Raw genomic sequence first — 19104 nt, 5'->3', positions numbered from 1 at the left:
CGCCGGACCAGTCAACCTAAGTTAACCACAATTCGCAAAGTTAACCATCATTCTTGCGTTGCCGCCAGCGTCGGCGGCCCGCCCCGGGAGTAGCCATGAGCGAGCTCGACAACCAAGCCCCTCCGACCCGATTCACCGCCGTCCGGGACGGGCGGGTGTTGCGCGTCACGATCACCAACCCGAAGCGCAAGAACGCCGTGGACTACGACACGATGGCCGCTCTCGGAGACACCTTCCTGGCGGCCGGAGACGATACCTCGGTCCGCGCGATCGTGCTCAGCGGCGAAGGTTCCGACTTCTGCACCGGCGCAGACCTGTCCATGACGGCCGTCGAGGCGCAGCGCGGCATCACCCCCGAGATGACCATGGACTGCGCCAACCGTCTGGTGAAGGCCATCGTCGACGCGCCCGTTCCGGTCGTCGCGCGGATCCGGGGTGCGGCCGCGGGCGTCGGGGTGGCGATGGCTCTGGCCGCCGACCTCACCTACGCCGCCGACGATGCCTACTTGTTGCTGGCCTTCATCAACATCGGCCTGATGCCCGACGGCGGTGCGGCCGCCATGGTCGCGGCCTCCGCGGGCCGTGCCGTGGCCGCGGAGATGGCCCTGCTCGGTGAGCGCCTACCGGTTACCGAGGCGCGGAAGTACGGAATGCTGACCGGCGTCGTGCCCGCCGCCGAACTCGACGCACGCGTCGAGGCGGCTCTCGAGAGGCTGGCCAACGGTCCGCGCCGCGCCCTCGAACTCACCAAGCGCGCCCTCAACCAGGCCGCCCTCGGCTCCCTCGACGCCGCCCTCGCCGCTGAAAAGTCCGGACAGATCGAACTTTTGCAGTCCCCCGACTTCTTCGAGGGCGCCGCCGCCATGCTCCAGAAGCGCAAAGCCGTGTTCGCCTGATGTCACACTCGCTCGCGCTGTTTCGTCGACTTGCCGAAAGAACGAAACGAAGGAGTGCGAGCGATGCGGATCGCGGTTGTCGGAGCCGGCGGGCGGATCGGCCGGGAAGTGGTCGATGTGCTGAAGAACCAGGGGCACGAGGTGGTGCCGATCGCTCGGTCGGCCGGTGTGGACGTCTACACCGGCGCGGGTCTGGCGCAGGCGCTGGCCGGGGTGCAGGCGGTGGTCGACGCGAGCAATGCTCCGGTCACCGAAACCGCCGCGGTGACCGACTTCTTCGGCACGGTGGCACGCACCGTGCAGCGCGAGGCGGCCGCGGCGGGCGTGCGGCGGATCGTGCTGGTGTCGATCATCGGCATCGACGCCTTCTCCGCAGGGCACTACGCCGGGAAGCTGGTGCACGAGCGGACCTACCTCGAAGGCCCGGTGCCGGTGCGGATCCTGCGCGCGGCCCAGTTCCACGAGTTCGCCGAGATGATGCTGGACTGGACCACCCGCGGTGACACCGCCTACGTACCCAAGACCCGCACCCAGCTCGTCGCCGCCCGCACGGTCGCCGAGCAGCTGGCCGAACTGGTGGTCGCCGACACCGGTCCCGATCGGGTCGAGATCGCCGGTCCGCAGGAGCTGAATCTGGCGGCGGCCGCGGCGAAACTGGCTGCGCGACGCGGCAATCCGGCACGAGTCGACGAGGTCGTGGACACCGACGATCCGAACCGCGAACTGCAGGCCGCGGGTGCTCTGTTGCCCGGTCCGGATACCCTCCTCGCCGGACCGACCTTCGACGAATGGCTGGACCGCCACTACCCGGCCGACCGATAGCCGTCTCGTTTCTGAGCTCGACGCGCCACCCTCCCACCGATCTTGCTGTGGTTGGGCGAGATAGGCTGGCGCTATGGCATACCTGGTTACCGGCGCAACTGGGTGGATAGGGCGCTATCTCGTGCCCGAGTTGCTGAAGCGTAGCGGCGATATCCATGTGCTGGTGCGACCCGGTGCCGACTCCGCATATCGCTTCGATCGGTGTGCGCGCGAATGGGTCGGCGGCGATCGGGTGCGTCCGGTCCGTGGGGACCTGGACGCACCCCGCCTCGACATCGATGCGGATTGGATTGCGGGGCACCGCGGTTCGATCGACCATGTCTTCCACCTGGCCGCCGGCTACGACATCGGGGCGCCCGGAACCGGTACGCGCAACGTCCTCGACGTCGCCGAGCGGCTGGAAGCGGGTGCGCTGCACCATATTTCCACCGTCGAGGTGGCGGGGTCGGCCGAGGGGCTGTTCACCGAGGACATGTTCGACGTCGGTCAGGTCCTGCTCACGCCGTATCAGCGCGCCGCCTTCGAGGCCGAGCGGGTGGTCCGGGAGCAGGACCGGGTGCCCTGGCGGATCTACCGGCCCTCGATCGTGATCGGCCATTCCCGCACCGGCGAGATCGACCGCATCACCGGGCCGTATTACTTCTTCCGGCTCTTGCGCATGGCCGCCCAACTGCCGCGACTGCTGCCGCTGGTGGTGCCGAAACTCGGTGAAACCAATATGGTGCCCGTCGATTTCGTGGCCCGGGCCCTGGACCACATCGCGCACCTGCCCGCGCCCCCGGGCGCCACCTATCACCTGGTCGACCCGCGCCGGCAGAGCGCGGCGGATGTGCTCAACCTGTTCGCCGACGAGGCGGGCGCCCCGCATCTGGTGGAGGTGATGCCCAAGCAGACCCTCGACCTGCTGATGCGCGTGCCCGGGGTGAGCTGGGTGCTGCCGCGGCTCGGGGTGCCGCGAGATGTGCTCGAGCGCAGTGAATTCGGCTGCTGGTTCGACTCCCGCAATACCGCGGCCGCGCTGGCGGGCACCGATATCCGGGTGCCGCCGCTAGCGGCCTACGCTCCCATCGTCTGGAAGTACTGGATCGAGAACTGGGTGTGAGTCGTATTCCCAATCGACCCAACGGTTCCGGTTGCGCCAGCCGACCAGGTCGAAACGCCAGTGGAACGGCCAGGTGCGCGCCACGGTCATGAACAGCACCGCGCCGAGGGCCGCGTAGTCGTCGTGCGCGGACAGCAGCGCCCGCTGCTGGCGCGGCGGGGCGGTGAAGAACGCCTCGAACATGGCGATCGCCTGTGCGGTGGTCAGCCTGCCCAGCCCGTACAGGCCGCGCATGCGCATCCAATACACCAGCCGGGCCCGCCACGGCCACAGTGCCTGCACCGGGTCTCGGCCCGCGCGCAGGGCGTCGACGGCGGTGTCCACCAATGCCAGTGAATCGGCCACGCTGTAGCCGGTGCACGGATGCATCATGCCGCCGCGGGATCCGAACGGCACCGCCGCCGCTCCGGCGCGCGGCGGTGGCTGGTCCAACGGGTAGTGGGCGGCCTCGGTGGGTTCGTCGCCGCGCAGCCGGATACCGTGCGCGGCAAGCCGATTCAGGGTCCTGCGGCGCAGTTCGTGCTGCGGCATACCGCCGCGCAGGCCCAGGCTGGTCTCCTCGAAGATCACCGTGCCGTCGCCGAGCGGCACCGAGTACAGGAACGACGGGGGCTCATCGGGACCGGCCCCGTTCTCGTCGCGCCAATCCAGAAGCAGGCCTTCCCCCTCGGTGACCATGGGCGCGGCGCGGTCGGCGTCGACGAAGATGCCGTGCGCGCTGGCGGTGCGGCGGGAACCGGGGGAGGCCAGCCCGCGGGTGTCGACAACGGTCGCCGCGGTGACGGCCGTGCCGTCGTTCAGCTCCACGCGATGGGCACCGACCTCGGTGGCACGGGCGGCCGATACGGTGGCGTCATCGAGCGGCAGCGCATCCCATAGCCCTTGCTTGGACAGCACGCAGTAGGGCCGCTGGATGCGATGGGGCGATTTCGTCCACACCGTCGGCGCCGCAATCCGCGAGGCGATCACGCTGTCCGGCAGCCACCCCGGCAACTCGTCGATCCAGCAGGAGTACGTCGGCACCCACAGCCGTTGCGGCCGCGGGTCGATGGCCACTACCCGGAAACCGGCCCGCATCGCCCGATGCGCCAGCGCCCGTCCCGTCGGCCCGAGCCCCACCACGCACAGATCCGCCTCCCGGGCACGCTGAGCACTCATGGCTCTCATTCAATCAGGAGTCCCTCGCGGACCTGACTCGTAGCCGCGGGTGAGAAGGGCGGCTATGGGATTCCCCACAATATGCCCGCGATGCCGCGTCCGGTCCGGGTCGTGCGGTTCTCGTTCATGGCATTTGCGCTGGTCCGCCGGGATTCGGGCGGGGTGTGGGTAACAGAGCAATTTCATCGGTTTTGTATCGCGTGCTGTTACGCCCCGAAAAGTCTTGTCCCAGCAAATTCTGTCGTGAAACGCCTTGGGCGCGTTCATAACCTGTGTCGGCGGGTGCCGGAGGCCGGTGCCCGGGACGAGTGTGGGCACGCCCTGGAGAGAGTGAATATGAACGAGGCTCGTAACGGGCGTCGGCGGCTGCGGGCCGCGTGGGCGGGGATCGGGGCGGCGGTGATCGCGGTCGGCGCCATGGTGACGGGGCCGGGGATCGGGCATGCCGACCCGGGGGAGTCGGCGATCGTGGGGGTCGAGGTCGACGATCCGCGGCACGAGACGCTGACCGTGCGTTCGGCGGCGATGGGGGCCGAGATTCCGGTGGAGGTGCAGCGGGCCGCCGATCAGAGCGTGCCGCGGCCGGTACTGTATCTGCTGCTCGGTGCGGGCGGTGGTATCGACGGTGCCACCTGGGCCACCAAAACCGATGCGTGGCAATTTCTCTCCGATAAGAACGTGAACGTGGTGACGCCGATCGGCGGCATGTTCAGCTATTACGCCGACTGGGAGCGTGACGACCCGCGACTGGGCCGCAACAAATGGCGCACCTTCCTGACCCAGGAACTGCCGCCGCTGCTGAACAAGCACCTGAATGCCAACGGCCGCAACGGCCTTGCGGGCTATTCCATGTCGGGCACCACCACTCTGGGCCTGGCCGCCACCATGCCCGATATGTACCAGGCAGTGGCCGCCTACAGCGGCTGCGCGCAGACCAGCGACCCGATCGGTCACGAATTCATCCGGCTCACCGTCGAGGAGTGGGGCCTGGCCGATGTGGAGAACATGTGGGGTCCGCCCGGCGACCCCAACTGGGTGCGTAACGATCCGTACGTCCACGCGGAGGGCCTGCGCGGCAAGGCGATCTACATCTCCACCGGCAACGGCCTGCCCGGCCAATACGACGTGTACGGCGGTAAGCACTCGCTGCAGGGGCCGTGGTTGTTCGCCAACCAGATCGTGATCGGCGGGATCATCGAGGCGGGCACGAACTACTGCGCCCGCAACATGCAGAAGCGCCTCGACAGCCTCGGCATCCCCGCCGAGTACAACTTCCGCCCGACCGGCACCCACTCCTGGGGCTACTGGCAGGACGACCTGAAGGACTCGTGGCCGGTGCTCGCCGCGGGCTTGGGGGTGGAGCGATGAGACGTACTCGCGCCCGGATCGCCGTCTTCGCCGCACTGCTCGCGACGGCCCTCGCCGGGACTCCCTCCGCCACCGCGCAGCCGGTGGTGGTGCCGACCCTGGCCGGTGCCAACGACTTCGCCTGCCGTCCCACGCCGGATAAGCCGAATCCCGTTGTACTGGTGCACGGCTCGGCGACCGACGCGGTCCGCAGCTTCACGGTGCTCGCACCCACGCTGCGCGGCGAGGGCTATTGCGTCTTCGCGGCCAATCTGGGCCGGGCGCCGATCCTGGCGGCCGGGGTGAGCGGAACCGATAATCCGGGCTGGCCGGGACTGGGCCCGGTCGGTGCGGCGCTGTCGGGCCGAACCCTCTACGGCGTGGCCGATATCGCCACCTCGGCGGCCGAACTGACCGCCTTCGTCGCCAGTGTGCGAGCGGCGACGGGGGCGCCCCGCGTTGCCCTGGTGGGTCATTCGACCGGCGGCACGGTCATCCGGCAGTATCTGAAGACCCATCCGGGCGAGGCCACGACGGTCGTCACCCTCGGAACGCCGTATCGCGGTTCGGATTTCGCCGGACTGCCCACGAAGTATCCCGACCTGGCATCGCTGGGGATGGATGGCCCGGACATCGCGGCTCAGGTCTTCGGCAGAGCGGGTGTCCAGCAGGTCATCGGCTCCTCCGTCCTCGCCGCGCTGAACACGGGTGGCGAAACGCAGCCCGGAATCCGATACACCGCCATCGCCAGCAAGGACGACGAGGTGATCACCCCCACCGACACCGCCCTACTGGCCAACCCCACCGACACCAACCGCAATGCCTGGGTTCAAGACGGCTGCCCCGCCCGCAAGGTCGATCACAGCCGCCTCCTCGAGGACCCCCGCGCGATCACCCTCGTCACCGCCGCCCTCGCCGACACCCCACCCCCGCCCTGCTGATCCGGCGGCTTACTTCGGGGTGACCCAGATGGTGATGTCGGCGTGGACGACCTCGACGCCCTTCTTGTCGTAGATCGAAACCGGGATGACCAGGTCGCGGCCCTCGGTGATCTGGTCGAAGTCGGGCACCTCCGGGAGTTCGGCGATGGCGCGCAGGCCGGATTCGGCCTTGGTGAGGTACTGGGCGTTCATGGCCTTGGGGATCCAGCGGTGGGTGGTGGGGACCGTCGCCTCGCTGAGCATGCCCATCGCGATCTCGGCCAGATTGCAGGCGGCGATGGCGTGGAAGGTGCGCAGGTGGTTGTGGATGCCGAACCACTTCGGCGCGGTCACCTCGCACAATCCCGGCTCCAGCCGCACGACGGTCGGCAGCACGGTGCCGAAATAGGGCACCCGGGCGACCATGCCCAGCGAGAACAGGGCGTGCCCCAGCCGGTTGTCGGGCAGCTTGCGCCAGCCGCGGAGGGTGGTGGTCTCTTTCGTCATGCCCGCATCTTACTGTGGAGTAAGTTCGGGTGGGTACCGCCCGGAGACGACCGGGCGCCGTTCCGGACGACCCGCAGGAAATCACCCGAACGGGGGAGGGCAAATCAACTACAGGAGTGACGCTTTCATCTCCGGAAGGTTCCTACGATCTGCCCTGTGACTCCTGCAGGGCGTGTCCTTCGGTCGAGCATTTCGCTCGTCGCCGTCCTGATGTTCGCTGTGGCGGGGCTGCCGGTCGCCGCGGCCGATTCCCCGTCGTCCGGCTCCGATGTCTCCGTCGCCCAGACGATCGGTGATCGGGAGCTGACCGTCGTGCTCCGCAGGGTGACCTCGGTGCCCGGTCCGTTGCGCGTCGAGGTGGTCACCCATACCGGAACTCCGGCGGGCAGGCTCGCCCTCGCGGCGATACCGTCCGGGGCGACGGCGAGATCGTCGGACCTGCCCCCAGCGGGTGTGCCCACCTCTCGCGGGGATATCGACCTCGGCAGCACGCCGGGGATGTACGCCACCGATCTCACGGTGAACCGCCCCGGTCCCTGGGAATTGACCGTCGGAGACGGCGCCCGCGTCGCCCGCATCCCCTTCGTCGTTTTCGAGCAGGCCACCTCACCGCCGGAACGACTCGTCTACGGTGGCTTCCTGGCCGCCGGTGTCCTGCTTCCCGTCTCGGCCGTGGTCGCCCTGCGCGCCCGGCGCACCGCGTGGGCGCTGGTCCCGGCCGGGGGCGTGGTGGCCGGCGTCGCGGTGGCGGTCGCCGCCGCGCTGCTCTCGGTCTCGCTGCCGCTACCGCCCCAGCCGGGCGTCCAGCTCGATCCGGACGTGGACAACGCCACCGATCCCTATGAGCTCGGTCAGCCGCTGCTGTCGGACTTCTCGCGCCCGCCGGTCATGCTCGCCGTCGAGAACGGCGCCTCGGCCGTCGGGCAGGCCGGAGATCTCCGGCTCGTCGTCACCGATGCCGCGACCGGAGCTCTCGCCGACGATCTGATGGTTCACGACAGTGCCCTGATGCATCTGCTGGTGATCGGCCCGACCGGCGAACTGCGGCATCTGCACCCCATCCGAACCGCACCCGGCCGCTACGAGGCCCATCTGACGCCATCGACGCCCGGCCACTATGCGGTGTCCGCAGAATTGGCCCGTCGCGGCGGCGGTGTCCAGATGGTCCGTGCCGCAACCGGATTCACGGTTGACCCGGGACCTGCTGTCGCACAGGTGAACCCGCTCCGGCTGGGCGCGGACACCACCGCGTCGATCGTCGTCGAGTCCACACCGGTCACCGTCACGAACACCCCTGCCCGTGCAGGTACACCCGTCACGCTCACCGCGAGGTTCGGCGATGCCGCCGACCTACAACCCTGGCTCGGCATGGTCGGACATATGATCGTCGCCGGCCCGATCACCGCCGATACCGATATTGGTGCGGCAGTGCAGGATTCGACCGTGTGGGGTCATGCGCATTCGATGGGCGGCGGAGCCATGCTCATGCAGCCTGTCAACGGTGAGAGCGCGCCCGACGAAACCGTGGCCGCCTACGGCCCCGAGGTCCCGTTCACCTACACCTTCCCGAAGCCCGGGCGGTATCGGCTCTGGATTCAGGCCGAACGGAACTACACGGTGCTGACCGTTCCGATCGTTCTCGATGTCGCACCCGCGTCCACCCCGCCGATACCGCAGCCCGAATCCGGGGGCCACCACGGAATCCATGGAGCGCCGCGATGACCACCACGGCACCCGCCCCCGAATCCGTGGGCAGCAGAAGGCGTTTCCGGTCGCTCGCCCTCGCTGTGCTGATCACTGTCGCAATCGTCGCCCTCCTGGTCTGGCTGCTCTGGCCCAGTCCGCCCGGTCCGCTCGTGCTGCGTTCGGGCACACCCCGCCATCTCGTCACGCTCGCCATCGCCCATCCCCGTCTAGGCGACAGCGATGTGGATATCGAGGTCAGCGACCGATCCGGCAACCCGGTCGACGCCATGGTGCACCTCGAGGCGATCGAACCGCGCATGGGCCACGCCGCCCCGCTCGTCATGGCAACGCCCACCGGTCCCGGCCACTTCCGCGCCGCGGCAGTGCCGTTCATGACGACCGGCCCCTGGGAACTGCGGCTGTCGCTGCACACCACCGACGGCGAGGACCGAATCACCCTGCCCCTCTGGATATCCGGTTGATACCGATGAGCGCGAACACTGGAAGGACCCGCCCATGAGTACCTCCGTCCCGTTCGGCGCGACCGCGGGCCGTGCGAGCACCACCGCCGCCCCGATCACCGTGGCCGACACCACGGGCCCGGCCGCCCGCGTCGGCGCCTGGGTCGTGCTGCTCGGCACCGTCATCACCACGATCGGAGTGAGCTGGGACATCCAGTGGCACGTCGATGTCGGTCCCGACACCTTCTTCACGGTGCCGCATCTGTTCCTGTATTCCGGCAGTGCGGTATCCGGCTTCGCCAGCCTGGCCATGGTGATCATGGCGACCGCGGCACAGCGCGCCGGACGCCCCGTCCCGCGCGCCGGTGGCACACCCGTGCGAGTGTTCGGCGGCGCGCTGACCGTGCCGCTGGGCTATCTGGTCTCCGGCGCTGGTGCGGCATCCTTCCTGCTCTATGGCCTGATGGACCTGCAGTGGCATTCGATCTACGGCTTCGACGCGGTGCTGGACACGCCCGCGCACGTCGCGTTGGGCCTGGCGATGACCACCACGATGATCGGAGGCGTCATCGTTTTCGCCGCGCACCGCGACGAATTGTGGGGGCGGATCGGTTTCGTGGCCGCGCTCGCGGTGCTGGTCCCGCATCTGCCGAACCCATTCGTGGCCCTGTCCAGGCTGGAGCTGCCGGTCGATCCGGTGCTCGGCGGAACCGTGCTGTGTACCGCGATGCTGTTGCTCATCGGGGCGATCGTGCTGGGCCGCCCGGGCGCGGCGCTGATCGTCGCCGCGGCGACCGGAGCGCAGCAGGCCGCGCTGTGGTGGTTCTCGCCGTGGGCGGCGCAGGCCTACGCCTCGGCGATCGGCCTGCCCCTGCGCGACGGACTGGAGCCGTGGCCGCCGAGCTTCCCCAGCGGGATACCGATGTTCCTGGGAGTGGCGGCCCTGGTGGTGGAGGCAGCGTTCTGGCTGGTGCGCGCGCGGCAGGGCGACGCCAGGAAGATCCTGCCGCTGCTCGGCACGGTCATCGGTGTGATCGTGGCCGTGAGTATGCCCCTGCAGTTCATCCTCACCGCCCCACTGGCGCACTTCGCGACGTCCGAGGTCGTGCTGACGGCCGTGCTCGGCATCCCGCTCGGGCTGCTCGCCGGTTTCCTCGGCGGCCGCTTCGCCGCCATGCTGCTCACCCTCGCCCCGGCCGAGGAGATTCGGTGATGCTGCGTCGAGCCGTCCCGGCGATCCTGGCCCTGAGCATCCTGTCGTTGCTCACCGCGGGCCCGGCCGCCGCTTATGCCCCCGTGAACATCGTCCACACCGAACGCGTGCAGGCGGGTCCCTACACGGTGACCGTCGGCTTCTCGACCTGGCCGATCCGGGCCATGCGCTCGCTGGACTTCACCTTCGTGCCCGACGGCGGCATCGTCGGGAAATCCGGGAAGCTGACCGTGAAGGGCCCGGCCATCCGCCGTGGTGAGCACACCAGCCCGCTGGTCCGCCACCCGCGCCAGCGCGACTCGTGGGGACTGGATGTGAAGGCCTACGACGACCCGGGCACCTACAGCTTCGCCTTCGCCATCGACGGCCCCGAAGGCCACGGCGAAGGAGTCCTCGACAACGTCCGAGTCCTCGACCAACCCGGCCCACCCCTGGCCCTGAGTTGGACGATCGGCAGCCTGCCGCTGCTCGGCCTGCTGATCTTCGTCGCGGTAGTCTGGCGTCGGACGCACCCAGGCCGCCAGCCCCTGCGCGTTTAACCAGCACCGGGGGGCTTGGCGAGCGTCACAGACCCCCCGATTTGAAGTCGCGCGAACCCGTCGGGCATACTGTTCGGGTTGCCTGCACCGGGTGGCGTATGTCCGTAGGGCATTCGACCTGATCGGTGCGAGCAGTACCCACCGAGTATCCCGTCGAGTCCGGCGTGGGTACGTCCGGGACAGCGTTCTTCAGGCCCAAGGGAAGAAATTCCGGGGCAGAAGAATGAGCGGATGAGCGACACGCCCGACCGCGTGGACCGGAAGAACCATGACAGATGAACAGCGGCGATGGATCGGGTCGATAGAGCTCGGTCGTGTTGAGCGCTGATGCGTCTTCGTGAGTTCGGGCATGCAAATGAGGGTGGTTCGGAGGGCAACCTCCGGAACACGACGAAAGCGGAGAAAAGGACACTCAGCGTGGCGGGACAGAAGATCCGCATCAGGCTCAAGGCCTACGACCATGAGGCGATCGACGCGTCTGCGCGCAAGATCGTCGAGACGGTGACCCGCACCGGTGCCCGCGTCGTCGGGCCGGTGCCGTTGCCGACCGAGAAGAACGTGTACTGCGTCATCCGTTCGCCGCACAAGTACAAGGACTCGCGCGAACACTTCGAGATGCGCACGCACAAGCGGCTGATCGACATTCTCGACCCGACGCCGAAGACGGTCGACGCGCTCATGCGCATCGACCTGCCGGCCAGTGTCGACGTCAACATTCAGTGACGGGGACTCCAGATATGACTGACAACAAGAGCAGGCCGGCTGCCGGCATCCTGGGCACCAAGCTCGGCATGACCCAGGTGTTCGACGAGAAGAACCGCGTCGTTCCCGTGACCGTCGTCAAGGCCGGACCGAACGTCGTGACCCAGATCCGCACCGTCGAGAAGGACGGCTACTCCGCCGTCCAGGTCGCCTTCGGCGCCATCGACCCGCGCAAGGTGATCAAGCCCGTCGCCGGGCAGTTCGCCAAGGCGGGCGTCACCCCGCGTCGCCACGTCGCCGAGATCCGCGTCGCCGACGCCTCGCAGTTCGAGGTCGGCCAGGAGATCAGCGCCGACGTGTTCGAAGAGGGCGCCTTCGTCGACGTGACCGGCACCAGCAAGGGCAAGGGTTACGCCGGTGTCATGAAGCGCCACGGCTTCCGTGGCCAGGGCGCCGCGCACGGTGCGCAGGCCGTGCACCGCCGGCCGGGTTCGATCGGCGGTTGCTCCACCCCCGGCCGTGTCTTCAAGGGCATGCGCATGGCGGGTCGGATGGGTAACGACCGCGTCACCACGCAGAACCTCTCGGTCCACAAGGTGGACGCCGAGAACGGTCTGCTGCTGATCAAGGGCGCGATCCCGGGTCGCAAGGGCGGCGTCGTGATCGTCAAGAGCGCTGTGAAGGGTGGTGCCCGGGCATGAGCACCGAGACCAAGACCAACCTGACGCTGCCGGTGAAAGAGCCGGGCGGCAAGACCAACGGCACCGTCGAACTCCCCGCGGAGATCTTCGACGCGACCGCCAATATCGCGCTGATGCACCAGGTCGTTGTGGCCCAGCAGGCCGCGGCTCGCCAGGGCACGCACTCCACCAAGACCCGCGGTGAGGTCTCCGGCGGCGGCAAGAAGCCGTACCGCCAGAAGGGCACCGGCCGCGCCCGCCAGGGCTCGACCCGCGCGCCGCAGTTCGCCGGTGGTGGCACCGTGCACGGCCCGAAGCCGCGCGACTACTCGCAGCGGCTGCCGAAGAAGATGAAGGCCGCCGCCCTGCGTGGCGCCCTGTCGGACCGCGCGCGCAGCGAGCGCATCCACGTGATCACCGAACTGGTTGCGGGACAGACCCCCTCGACCAAGGCCGCGAAGAGCTTCCTGGCCGAGCTGACCGACCGCAAGAAGCTGCTGGTCGTGGTGGGCCGCGAGGACATCGCCGCCTGGAAGAGCGTGGCGAACCTGCAGAACGTGCACCCGATCGCGCCGGACCAGCTCAACACGTACGACGTGCTGAACAGCGACGACGTCGTGTTCAGCGTGGAGGCCCTGAACGCCTTCGTGCACGGGCCTGCTGAGGCTGCACAGGAGGAGAGCAAGTGACCACCATCGCCGACCCGCGCGACATTCTGCTGGCGCCGGTCATCTCCGAGAAGTCCTACGGGCTGATCGAAGAGGGCACCTACACCTTCCTGGTGCACCCGGACGCGAACAAGACGCAAATCAAGATCGCCGTGGAGAAGGTCTTCGGCGTGAAGGTGACCAGCGTCAACACCGCCAACCGTCAGGGCAAGCGCAAGCGGACCCGCTTCGGTTACGGCAAGCGCAAGAACACCAAGCGCGCGCTCGTGACCCTCTCGGCCGACAGCAAGCCCATCGAGATCTTCGGAGGCCCGGTCGCGTAAGCGGCGGGGATTCCAGAAAGCAGAGAAGAACTCATGGCAATCCGTAAGTACAAGCCGACTACGCCGGGCCGTCGTGGCGCCAGCGTCTCGGACTTCGCCGAGATCACCCGGTCGACTCCCGAGAAGTCGCTGCTGCGCCCGCTGAGCAAGTCCGGCGGTCGTAACGCGCACGGCCGGATCACGACTCGTCACCGCGGTGGCGGTCACAAGCGTGCCTACCGCATCATCGACTTCCGTCGCCTGGACAAGGACGGCATCCCGGCCAAGGTCGCGCACATCGAGTACGACCCGAACCGGACCGCGAACATCGCGCTGCTGCACTACGCCGACGGCGAGAAGCGCTACATCATCGCGCCCAAGGGCGTGACCCAGGGCACCCGGATCGAATCCGGCCCCGCGGCCGACATCAAGCCGGGCAACAACCTGCCGCTGCGCTCGATCCCGACCGGTACCACCATCCATGCGGTGGAGCTGCGTCCGGGCGGCGGCGCCAAGATGGCCCGTGCCGCCGGCATGAGCATTCAGCTGCTGGGTAAGGAAGGCGCCTACGCCGTCCTGCGTATGCCGTCGGGCGAAATCCGCCGCGTCGACGTGCGCTGCCGCGCCACCGTCGGCGAGGTCGGCAACGCCGAGCAGTCGAACATCAACTGGGGCAAGGCCGGTCGTATGCGCTGGAAGGGCCGCCGCCCCACCGTCCGTGGTGTGGTCATGAACCCCGTCGACCACCCGCACGGTGGTGGTGAGGGCAAGACCTCGGGTGGTCGCCACCCGGTCTCGCCGTGGGGCCAGCCCGAGGGCCGCACCCGCAAGCCCAACCGTCCGAGCGACAAGCTCATCGTCCGCCGTCGCGGCAAGAAGCGTTAAGGAGGAGGTTAAGACATGCCACGCAGCCTGAAGAAGGGCCCGTTCGTCGACGAACACCTCCTCAAGAAGGTGGACGTCCAGAACGAGAAGAACACCAAGCAGGTCATCAAGACCTGGTCGCGTCGTTCGACCATCATTCCCGATTTCATCGGTCACACCTTCGCGGTGCACGACGGCCGCAAGCACGTGCCGGTGTTCGTGTCGGAGAACATGGTCGGGCACAAGCTCGGTGAGTTCGCGCCGACCAGGACGTTCAAGAGCCACGTCAAGGAAGATCGGAAGAGCAAGCGGCGATGAGCACTGAAACGCAGAACCCGACTGCGCGCGCGACCGCCAAGTTCGTTCGCGTGACTCCGATGAAAGCTCGCCGGGTCGTGGACATGGTCCGCGGCAAGCGAGTCGAGGACGCGCTGAACATCCTGAAGTTCGCGCCGCAGGCCGCGAGCGAGCCGGTCGCCAAGGTCGTGGCCTCCGCCGCGGCGAACGCCGAGAACAACCTCGGCCTGAACCCGGACACCCTGGTGATCTCGACGGCCTACGTCGACGAGGGCGCCACCCTGAAGCGGTTCCAGCCGCGTGCCCAGGGCCGGGCGTTCCGAATCCGTAAGCGCACCAGCCACATCACGATCGAGGTCGAGAGCGTGCCCACTGCCGGCGCTGCCACTCGTAGCCGCCGGAAGGGAGGGGCTAAGTAAATGGGACAGAAGATCAACCCCCATGGCTTCCGCCTCGGTATCACCACCGACTGGAAGTCCCGTTGGTACGCGGACAAGCAGTACAAGGAATACGTCAAGGAAGACGTCGCGATCCGCAAGCTCCTGGCCACCGGCATGGAGCGGGCCGGCATCTCGAAGGTCGAGATCGAGCGCACCCGTGACCGCGTGCGGGTGGACATCCACACCGCGCGTCCGGGCATCGTGATCGGCCGTCGTGGTGCGGAGGCCGACCGCATCCGCGCCGAGCTGGAGAAGCTCACCGGCAAGCAGGTGCAGCTGAACATCCTCGAGGTCAAGAACCCCGAATCGGATGCGCAGCTCGTCGCCCAGGGTGTGGCCGAGCAGCTGTCGAACCGTGTCGCGTTCCGTCGGGCGATGCGCAAGGCCATTCAGTCGGCCATGCGTTCGCCGAACGTGAAGGGAATCCGAGTGCAGTGCTCGGGCCGCCTCGGCGGCGCCGAAATGTCGCGCTCGGAGTTCTACCGCGAGGGTCGGGTGCCGCTGCACACGCTGCGCGCCGACATTGATTACGGCCTGTACGAGGCTCGGACCACCTTCGGCCGCATCGGCGTGAAGGTCTGGATCTACAAGGGCGACATCGTCGGCGGCAAGCGTGAGGTCACCGCGACCTCCGCGCCGGCGGGTGAGCGTCGCGAGCGTCGTGAGCGGCCGAGCCGTCCGCGGCGGTCCGGTTCGTCCGGTACCACCGCGACCAGCACTGAGGCCGGGCGTGCCGCCACCGCAGTGGCGGAGGCTCCGGCAGAGACCCAGGAGGGCTGACCCATGCTGATGCCTCGCAAGGTCAAGCACCGCAAGCAGCATCACCCTCGCCGTACCGGCATGGCCAAGGGCGGCACCTCGGTGGCGTTCGGCGAGTTCGGCATCCAGGCGCTGGAGCCGGGTTACGTCACCAACCGTCAGATCGAGTCGGCGCGTATCGCGATGACCCGCCACATCAAGCGTGGCGGCAAGATCTGGATCAACATCTACCCGGACCGCCCGCTGACCAAGAAGCCTGCCGAGACCCGTATGGGTTCCGGTAAGGGTTCGCCGGAGTGGTGGGTCGCGAACGTGAAGCCCGGCCGGGTGATGTTCGAGATGAGTTACCCGAACGAGGAGACCGCTCGCGAGGCCCTGCGCCGCGCGATGCACAAGCTCCCGATGAAGTGCAGGATCGTGACGAGGGAGGAGCAGTTCTGATGGCTACCGGAACTCCGGCCGCAGACCTGCGCGAGCTCACCGAGGAAGAGCTCGTCGCCCGCCTGCGTGAATCGAAGGAAGAGCTGTTCAACCTGCGCTTCCAGATGGCGACGGGCCAGTTGCAGAACAACCGTCGTCTGCGCGTCGTTCGTCACGAGATTGCGCGTATCTACACGGTCATGCGTGAGCGCGAGCTCGGTCTGGCCTCGGCCCCGGCGGACAAGGGAGATGCGGCATGAGTGATGCCAAGGGTCCGGCCAAGACGCCGGCCAAGGAGACAGAGCGCGGCAGCCGTAAGGTGCGGATCGGCTACGTCGTCTCGGACAAGATGAACAAGACCATCGTGGTCGAGCTGGAGGACCGGGTGAAGCACCCGCTCTACGGCAAGATCATCCGCACCACCTCGAAGGTGAAGGCCCACGACGAGAACGAGATCGCCGGCGTCGGCGACCGCGTCCAGCTGATGGAAACCCGCCCGCTGTCGGCCACCAAGCGCTGGCGACTGGTGGAGGTCCTGGAGAAGGCCAAGTAAGCCCACTCCTCGGCTGACAATCGAACAACGAAGGCCCGCTTCCCAATTGGGAAGCGGGCCTTCCTCGTTTGTTCGGCTAGTAGGTGCCAGTGACCTGCCGCCCGGACGAGGCAGCCAATGCAGTCGTGATCACGGTCGACAGCAGCGGCAGTAGTTGGTCGCGGGCAGGCGGATTGACCCAGTAGGCGCCTTCGCGGGTGTAGCGTTCGAAACTGGTTGGGATCATGAGAGCGCTACCGACTACGGGAATGCAAACCTCGTTGCGGGACAACAGGTCTAGTACTTGATACCCCGGTGAGTAATCGACTGAGGCGATCAAGGACCAGCGAATCTGCCGGGCCAGCAACGGACTCATAATCCCTTGCTCACGAAGTGAGCCTAGGACTTTCTTGGCTAGATCCTTCGGCATGTGGATGACGCCGAGGTGTCTGGTCACGGACAGGATGACATACCCTCCCCGCTCCTCCACAGGCAAATGGAATTGGTGGCGGTAGTACTCCACCCAGTCGACGACCGTCTCGACCTCTTCGATGTTCACGGTTGATCCGCCCCATCCAGCACTGATGTCGTTGGTTCGGCAGTAGCCTGGGCCTGAATTGGGCAACCTGCCCGGAATTTCCTTCCGGGGTTGTCATCCAGGTGAGGGGGAAGATCTAGGTGTGCGCGGCATGACGCAGGACCTCACTATCGGTGAGCGGGTGGCTTGGTACCGACGTCGACGTGGCATGTCCCAGGAGGCCCTCGGCGGCTTGGTCGGTCGTACGGAGGACTGGGTGAGCCGAGTCGAGAACAACCGGATCTCATTGGACCGGTTATCGGTCATCCGCTTGCTCGCCGACGCACTCGATGTGTCACTGGGAGATCTGATCGGCGAGCCGATGCTGTTGGAGTGGACTACCGACAGCGCTACCAGGCGGCCGCGTCCGTGTTGACCAAACTCGGCGAGACCGACCTGGCTTGGACAGCGGCCGAGCGCGGTTTGGCTGCCGCCCAGCACACCGGCGATCCAGCTGTGATCGGCTCGCTGATGCGCGCCGTCGCCTTCACCGTCATGTCGACCGGTCGGCTGCAACCTGCCATCGACCTCGTGACCGCCGGTGCCGACTATCTGCGGCCCCATCTCGGAAATGACCGCAAAGACGTCCTGTCTGTTTACGGCACTCTATTGCTTGTCGGGTCGATGGCCGCTGCGAGACATAACCGTCGTGACGCGACACAGGAGTTTCTGAGGGAAGCGGCTCGAACCGCTGCGAATCTCGGGGGCGACGGCAACCACCTATGGACAGCGTTCGGGCCGACCAATGTCGGGATCCACCGAGTCAACACTGCGATGGAGTTGGGTGACGTCCAAGTCGCGCTGCAACTCGGCCCCACCTTGGATACATCAGCGCTCCCGATCGAGCGAAGGGTTCGCCACCAACTGGAGCTTGCCCGAGCTTTCAACTTGGCAGGACGTCGGCACGATTCGATATCCGCGGTCCTCGACGCCGAAGAGGTTGCCCCAGAACAAGTTCGGCACCACTACCTGAGCCGACAACTTGTACTCACATGGATCCGCAACGCCCATGGGAAGCCACCGTTCGCGTTGCAGGCTCTGGCCCAACGAATGCGAATCGTGAGGTGACCACATGACCGATGCGAACAACCAGTTCGCACGTGCCCGCCTGGCCGCAGGGGCCTTGTTCGTCCGCGGGAACGAGATCCTGCTGGTCCACAAGACGTACGGCAACGGCTGGGACATCCCAGGCGGATATGTCGAGCCGGGTGAGTCTCCTACGGCAGCCTGTCGGCGTGAGGTCAATGAGGAACTAGGGATCGACAGAGCTCCGCGCCGCTTACTGGTCCATGACTGGGCACCGAACCCCGGCGAGGGCGACAAGATCCTCTACGTCTTCGACTGCGGTGAGCTTGGTGAGGACGAGGCAGCCATCGTGCTTCAGCAAGACGAGCTCGACAGGTGGCAGTGGGTAAGCGTCGATGAGGTCGACGAGTACGTGGTGCCTCGACTTGCTCGCCGACTTCGGCAGGCATATTCCGCTCATATCGACGGCGGATGTCGGTACCTCGAGCAAGGCGAAGCACGCACGAAATAAGTGGGCTGTGGGTCACCCGGCACTGGCGTCCCAGGTGGGTGTCGAAGACAGGTGGCGTTGGTCGGTGAAATGGGGACTAGAGGTCGTCGGAGAAGTCTGTGGTGAGCCAGCGGTCCGGGCGGATGGTGAGCAGGACGTAGCCGGGGTAGTCGGTGCGGCGCAGGTAGTCGTGTGCGGCTTCTTCGCCGAGGTAGCGGATCGCGAGGGCTTTTCGTACCTCGGCTGGGACGGGGGTGGTGGAATCGACGACGGTGCCCTCGACGATCACGTAGCGGTAGGGCGGCTCCTCACGCTGGACGACCAGCGTCACCTCACCGGCCCGCTCGATGAGTCTGCCCTTGCGGCTCGATTTGGCGGTGGTGATCCTGATATTCCCGCCCGGGCTGTAGTCGTACCAGATCGGGACGCTGGCCGGCGGACGGCCGTCATCTGTAGTAACGGATAACACGGCGACATGTTTTCCGGCGAGGAATTCCTGCCGCTCGGCTTCGGTGAGACGTTTCGGCATAGAAGTTTCAGCATTCCGGGCGGCAAACCTATTCCCGGCCCCTTCGATGTCATGCCTCGAGACGTTCGCGCTGGCTTGCGCTTCTCGATTGGGAAGCAGGCTTTCGTGATTTTTCGGACGCACCGGGCGCGACGACCGGTGCGGTCGTAATGATGGTCGACTGCAAC

General features: G+C 67.2%; 27 protein-coding genes. 23 read left to right on the top strand and 4 right to left on the bottom strand.

What is annotated here, in order from left to right:
• The first annotated feature begins 95 nt into the window (after positions 1-95).
• The 3 genes from IU452_RS03750 to IU452_RS03740 all read left to right on the top strand — a co-directional run bounded on the left by IU452_RS03750 (position 96) and on the right by IU452_RS03740 (position 2820).
• Complete coding sequence (locus tag IU452_RS03750; protein ID WP_195107408.1) at positions 96-896, top strand: enoyl-CoA hydratase-related protein; 801 nt, start codon at positions 96-98, stop codon at positions 894-896.
• Positions 897-959: 63 nt separating this feature from the next.
• Positions 960-1718, top strand: coding sequence for an SDR family oxidoreductase (locus tag IU452_RS03745; RefSeq protein ID WP_195107407.1), 759 nt, complete (start codon positions 960-962; stop codon positions 1716-1718).
• Between the two features lie 73 nt (positions 1719-1791).
• Positions 1792-2820, top strand: a complete 1029-nt coding sequence (locus IU452_RS03740; RefSeq protein WP_195107406.1) for an SDR family oxidoreductase — start codon at positions 1792-1794, stop codon at positions 2818-2820.
• Here the strand turns inward: IU452_RS03740 and IU452_RS03735 are convergent.
• Complete coding sequence (locus tag IU452_RS03735; RefSeq protein WP_195107405.1) at positions 2767-3987, bottom strand: lycopene cyclase family protein; 1221 nt, start codon at positions 3985-3987, stop codon at positions 2767-2769. The two genes, IU452_RS03740 and IU452_RS03735, sit on opposite strands and share 54 nt — an antisense overlap.
• Before the next feature lie 327 nt (positions 3988-4314).
• Here IU452_RS03735 and IU452_RS03730 point away from each other — a divergent pair, with 327 nt between their 5' ends.
• Together IU452_RS03730 and IU452_RS03725 are read left to right on the top strand one after the other, a co-directional pair.
• The gene (locus IU452_RS03730; RefSeq protein ID WP_195107404.1) at positions 4315-5346 is read left to right on the top strand and encodes an alpha/beta hydrolase; all 1032 of its coding nucleotides are present in this window, start codon (positions 4315-4317) and stop codon (positions 5344-5346) included.
• On the top strand, positions 5343-6266 hold the full coding sequence (locus IU452_RS03725) for an esterase/lipase family protein (RefSeq protein ID WP_195107403.1): 924 nt from the start codon (positions 5343-5345) through the stop codon (positions 6264-6266). Before IU452_RS03730 ends, IU452_RS03725 begins: the two co-directional genes overlap by 4 nt.
• Before the next feature lie 9 nt (positions 6267-6275).
• On the opposite strand, the gene IU452_RS03720 is transcribed toward IU452_RS03725, so the two are convergent.
• Positions 6276-6752 (bottom strand): hotdog fold domain-containing protein, encoded by a 477-nt coding sequence (locus IU452_RS03720; protein ID WP_195107402.1) that lies wholly within the window; start codon positions 6750-6752, stop codon positions 6276-6278.
• Between the two features lie 156 nt (positions 6753-6908).
• Between IU452_RS03720 and IU452_RS03715 the strand changes: the two genes are divergently transcribed.
• The 15 genes from IU452_RS03715 to rpsQ all read left to right on the top strand — a co-directional run bounded on the left by IU452_RS03715 (position 6909) and on the right by rpsQ (position 16336).
• Positions 6909-8474: a hypothetical protein gene (locus tag IU452_RS03715; RefSeq protein ID WP_324192420.1), complete on the top strand. Its 1566-nt coding sequence runs from the start codon at positions 6909-6911 to the stop codon at positions 8472-8474.
• On the top strand, positions 8471-8920 hold the full coding sequence (locus IU452_RS03710) for a FixH family protein (protein ID WP_195107401.1): 450 nt from the start codon (positions 8471-8473) through the stop codon (positions 8918-8920). The genes IU452_RS03715 and IU452_RS03710 overlap by 4 nt, the downstream gene beginning before the upstream one ends.
• Before the next feature lie 34 nt (positions 8921-8954).
• Entirely contained in the window at positions 8955-10112 is a 1158-nt protein-coding gene (locus IU452_RS03705) for a hypothetical protein (protein WP_195107400.1), read from the top strand.
• On the top strand, positions 10112-10651 hold the full coding sequence (locus IU452_RS03700; RefSeq protein ID WP_195107513.1) for a hypothetical protein: 540 nt from the start codon (positions 10112-10114) through the stop codon (positions 10649-10651). Before IU452_RS03705 ends, IU452_RS03700 begins: the two co-directional genes overlap by 1 nt.
• Positions 10652-11068: 417 nt before the next feature.
• Positions 11069-11374: a 30S ribosomal protein S10 gene (gene rpsJ / locus IU452_RS03695; protein ID WP_003938093.1), complete on the top strand. Its 306-nt coding sequence runs from the start codon at positions 11069-11071 to the stop codon at positions 11372-11374.
• A gap of 14 nt (positions 11375-11388) precedes the next feature.
• Positions 11389-12054, top strand: a complete 666-nt coding sequence (gene rplC, locus IU452_RS03690) for a 50S ribosomal protein L3 (protein WP_195107399.1) — start codon at positions 11389-11391, stop codon at positions 12052-12054.
• Positions 12051-12722, top strand: coding sequence for a 50S ribosomal protein L4 (gene rplD, locus IU452_RS03685; protein WP_195107398.1), 672 nt, complete (start codon positions 12051-12053; stop codon positions 12720-12722). The genes rplC and rplD overlap by 4 nt, the downstream gene beginning before the upstream one ends.
• The gene (gene rplW / locus IU452_RS03680) at positions 12719-13024 is read left to right on the top strand and encodes a 50S ribosomal protein L23 (protein ID WP_195107397.1); all 306 of its coding nucleotides are present in this window, start codon (positions 12719-12721) and stop codon (positions 13022-13024) included. The genes rplD and rplW overlap by 4 nt, the downstream gene beginning before the upstream one ends.
• Positions 13025-13057: 33 nt before the next feature.
• Positions 13058-13888 carry a 50S ribosomal protein L2 gene (gene rplB / locus IU452_RS03675; protein WP_195107396.1) on the top strand — a complete coding sequence of 277 codons (831 nt, stop codon included), beginning with the start codon at positions 13058-13060 and terminating at the stop codon, positions 13886-13888.
• 15 nt (positions 13889-13903) lie between these two features.
• The gene (gene rpsS, locus IU452_RS03670) at positions 13904-14185 is read left to right on the top strand and encodes a 30S ribosomal protein S19 (RefSeq protein WP_024800475.1); all 282 of its coding nucleotides are present in this window, start codon (positions 13904-13906) and stop codon (positions 14183-14185) included.
• On the top strand, positions 14182-14583 hold the full coding sequence (rplV, locus tag IU452_RS03665; RefSeq protein WP_195107395.1) for a 50S ribosomal protein L22: 402 nt from the start codon (positions 14182-14184) through the stop codon (positions 14581-14583). Before rpsS ends, rplV begins: the two co-directional genes overlap by 4 nt.
• A complete protein-coding gene (gene rpsC / locus IU452_RS03660) occupies positions 14584-15384 on the top strand; it encodes a 30S ribosomal protein S3 (protein ID WP_195107394.1) in 801 nt (266 codons plus the stop codon). It abuts the gene before it with no gap.
• 3 nt (positions 15385-15387) lie between these two features.
• Positions 15388-15804, top strand: coding sequence for a 50S ribosomal protein L16 (rplP, locus tag IU452_RS03655; RefSeq protein WP_195107393.1), 417 nt, complete (start codon positions 15388-15390; stop codon positions 15802-15804).
• Positions 15804-16043 carry a 50S ribosomal protein L29 gene (gene rpmC / locus IU452_RS03650; RefSeq protein ID WP_062507077.1) on the top strand — a complete coding sequence of 80 codons (240 nt, stop codon included), beginning with the start codon at positions 15804-15806 and terminating at the stop codon, positions 16041-16043. The genes rplP and rpmC overlap by 1 nt, the downstream gene beginning before the upstream one ends.
• Positions 16040-16336 carry a 30S ribosomal protein S17 gene (gene rpsQ, locus IU452_RS03645; protein WP_195107392.1) on the top strand — a complete coding sequence of 99 codons (297 nt, stop codon included), beginning with the start codon at positions 16040-16042 and terminating at the stop codon, positions 16334-16336. Before rpmC ends, rpsQ begins: the two co-directional genes overlap by 4 nt.
• A 76-nt stretch (positions 16337-16412) precedes the next feature.
• On the opposite strand, the gene IU452_RS03640 is transcribed toward rpsQ, so the two are convergent.
• Positions 16413-16874, bottom strand: a complete 462-nt coding sequence (locus IU452_RS03640) for a hypothetical protein (RefSeq protein WP_195107391.1) — start codon at positions 16872-16874, stop codon at positions 16413-16415.
• A 130-nt stretch (positions 16875-17004) separates the two neighbouring features.
• On the opposite strand from IU452_RS03640, the gene IU452_RS39405 reads away from it, so the two are divergent.
• The 3 genes from IU452_RS39405 to IU452_RS03630 are packed head-to-tail and all read left to right on the top strand — an operon-like array spanning position 17005 to position 18429.
• Positions 17005-17268 carry a helix-turn-helix domain-containing protein gene (locus IU452_RS39405; protein ID WP_416382265.1) on the top strand — a complete coding sequence of 88 codons (264 nt, stop codon included), beginning with the start codon at positions 17005-17007 and terminating at the stop codon, positions 17266-17268.
• Positions 17226-17960 carry a hypothetical protein gene (locus IU452_RS03635; protein ID WP_228816305.1) on the top strand — a complete coding sequence of 245 codons (735 nt, stop codon included), beginning with the start codon at positions 17226-17228 and terminating at the stop codon, positions 17958-17960. Before IU452_RS39405 ends, IU452_RS03635 begins: the two co-directional genes overlap by 43 nt.
• A gap of 4 nt (positions 17961-17964) precedes the next feature.
• Positions 17965-18429 (top strand): NUDIX domain-containing protein, encoded by a 465-nt coding sequence (locus IU452_RS03630; RefSeq protein WP_195107390.1) that lies wholly within the window; start codon positions 17965-17967, stop codon positions 18427-18429.
• Between the two features lie 76 nt (positions 18430-18505).
• On the opposite strand, the gene IU452_RS03625 is transcribed toward IU452_RS03630, so the two are convergent.
• Positions 18506-18937, bottom strand: coding sequence for a pyridoxamine 5'-phosphate oxidase family protein (locus IU452_RS03625; RefSeq protein ID WP_195107389.1), 432 nt, complete (start codon positions 18935-18937; stop codon positions 18506-18508).
• Between the last annotated feature and the right edge of the window lie 167 nt (positions 18938-19104).

It is taken from the genome of Nocardia transvalensis, from assembly GCF_015477765.1.
Classification (GTDB): domain Bacteria; phylum Actinomycetota; class Actinomycetes; order Mycobacteriales; family Mycobacteriaceae; genus Nocardia; species Nocardia transvalensis_A.
Note: the sequence above shows the minus strand (reverse complement) of the source record. Positions and strands in the feature narration are given on the sequence as shown.

What these genes read in the sequence shown, in the direction of transcription:
- rplB (WP_195107396.1), top strand. Translation starts at nt 13,058, where the DNA reads ATGGCAATCCGTAAGTACAAGCCGACTACGCCGGGCCGTCGTGGCGCC.
- IU452_RS03700 (WP_195107513.1), top strand. Translation starts at nt 10,112, where the DNA reads ATGCTGCGTCGAGCCGTCCCGGCGATCCTGGCCCTGAGCATCCTGTCG.
- IU452_RS03630 (WP_195107390.1), top strand. Translation starts at nt 17,965, where the DNA reads ATGACCGATGCGAACAACCAGTTCGCACGTGCCCGCCTGGCCGCAGGG.
- rplV (WP_195107395.1), top strand. Translation starts at nt 14,182, where the DNA reads ATGAGCACTGAAACGCAGAACCCGACTGCGCGCGCGACCGCCAAGTTC.
- IU452_RS03705 (WP_195107400.1), top strand. Translation starts at nt 8,955, where the DNA reads ATGAGTACCTCCGTCCCGTTCGGCGCGACCGCGGGCCGTGCGAGCACC.
- rpsQ (WP_195107392.1), top strand. Translation starts at nt 16,040, where the DNA reads ATGAGTGATGCCAAGGGTCCGGCCAAGACGCCGGCCAAGGAGACAGAG.
- IU452_RS39405 (WP_416382265.1), top strand. Translation starts at nt 17,005, where the DNA reads ATGACGCAGGACCTCACTATCGGTGAGCGGGTGGCTTGGTACCGACGT.
- IU452_RS03735 (WP_195107405.1), bottom strand. Translation starts at nt 3,987, where the DNA reads ATGAGAGCCATGAGTGCTCAGCGTGCCCGGGAGGCGGATCTGTGCGTG.
- IU452_RS03750 (WP_195107408.1), top strand. Translation starts at nt 96, where the DNA reads ATGAGCGAGCTCGACAACCAAGCCCCTCCGACCCGATTCACCGCCGTC.
- rplP (WP_195107393.1), top strand. Translation starts at nt 15,388, where the DNA reads ATGCTGATGCCTCGCAAGGTCAAGCACCGCAAGCAGCATCACCCTCGC.
- rpsS (WP_024800475.1), top strand. Translation starts at nt 13,904, where the DNA reads ATGCCACGCAGCCTGAAGAAGGGCCCGTTCGTCGACGAACACCTCCTC.
- IU452_RS03710 (WP_195107401.1), top strand. Translation starts at nt 8,471, where the DNA reads ATGACCACCACGGCACCCGCCCCCGAATCCGTGGGCAGCAGAAGGCGT.
- IU452_RS03740 (WP_195107406.1), top strand. Translation starts at nt 1,792, where the DNA reads ATGGCATACCTGGTTACCGGCGCAACTGGGTGGATAGGGCGCTATCTC.
- rplC (WP_195107399.1), top strand. Translation starts at nt 11,389, where the DNA reads ATGACTGACAACAAGAGCAGGCCGGCTGCCGGCATCCTGGGCACCAAG.
- rpmC (WP_062507077.1), top strand. Translation starts at nt 15,804, where the DNA reads ATGGCTACCGGAACTCCGGCCGCAGACCTGCGCGAGCTCACCGAGGAA.
- rpsC (WP_195107394.1), top strand. Translation starts at nt 14,584, where the DNA reads ATGGGACAGAAGATCAACCCCCATGGCTTCCGCCTCGGTATCACCACC.
- rplD (WP_195107398.1), top strand. Translation starts at nt 12,051, where the DNA reads ATGAGCACCGAGACCAAGACCAACCTGACGCTGCCGGTGAAAGAGCCG.
- IU452_RS03745 (WP_195107407.1), top strand. Translation starts at nt 960, where the DNA reads ATGCGGATCGCGGTTGTCGGAGCCGGCGGGCGGATCGGCCGGGAAGTG.
- IU452_RS03720 (WP_195107402.1), bottom strand. Translation starts at nt 6,752, where the DNA reads ATGACGAAAGAGACCACCACCCTCCGCGGCTGGCGCAAGCTGCCCGAC.
- IU452_RS03625 (WP_195107389.1), bottom strand. Translation starts at nt 18,937, where the DNA reads ATGCCGAAACGTCTCACCGAAGCCGAGCGGCAGGAATTCCTCGCCGGA.
- IU452_RS03725 (WP_195107403.1), top strand. Translation starts at nt 5,343, where the DNA reads ATGAGACGTACTCGCGCCCGGATCGCCGTCTTCGCCGCACTGCTCGCG.
- IU452_RS03730 (WP_195107404.1), top strand. Translation starts at nt 4,315, where the DNA reads ATGAACGAGGCTCGTAACGGGCGTCGGCGGCTGCGGGCCGCGTGGGCG.